We start from the raw sequence: 429 nt of genomic DNA on the forward strand, positions 1-429 counted from the left end.
CTTGAGACTAGGATTTCCGAATGGGGAAACCCACCTGCTTGCAGGTATCGTTAACTGAATACATAGGTTAACGAGGCGAACGCGGAGAACTGAAACATCTAAGTACCCGTAGGAAAAGAAATCAACCGAGATTCCGGAAGTAGCGGCGAGCGAAACCGGAACAGCCCTTAAGCTTATTATGTGTTAATGGAAGGCTCTGGAAAGTGCCACGATACAGGGTGATAGTCCCGTACATGAAAAGACATTTTAAGTGAAATCGAGTAGGTCGGAGCACGTGAAACTTTGACTGAATATAGGTGGACCATCATCTAAGGCTAAATACTCCCAACTGACCGATAGTGAACCAGTACCGTGAGGGAAAGGCGAAAAGAACCCCTGTGAGGGGAGTGAAATAGAACCTGAAACCGTGTACGTACAAGCAGTAGGAGC

Annotated in this window: 1 rRNA gene; it reads left to right on the top strand. The window is 46.9% G+C overall.

Features of this window, described 5'->3' with window-relative positions:
- Window positions 1-429 (top strand): 23S ribosomal RNA (locus ACFI4Z_RS19065); the annotation flags it as partial.

The organism is Pseudoalteromonas sp. RWi3 (assembly GCF_054960735.1).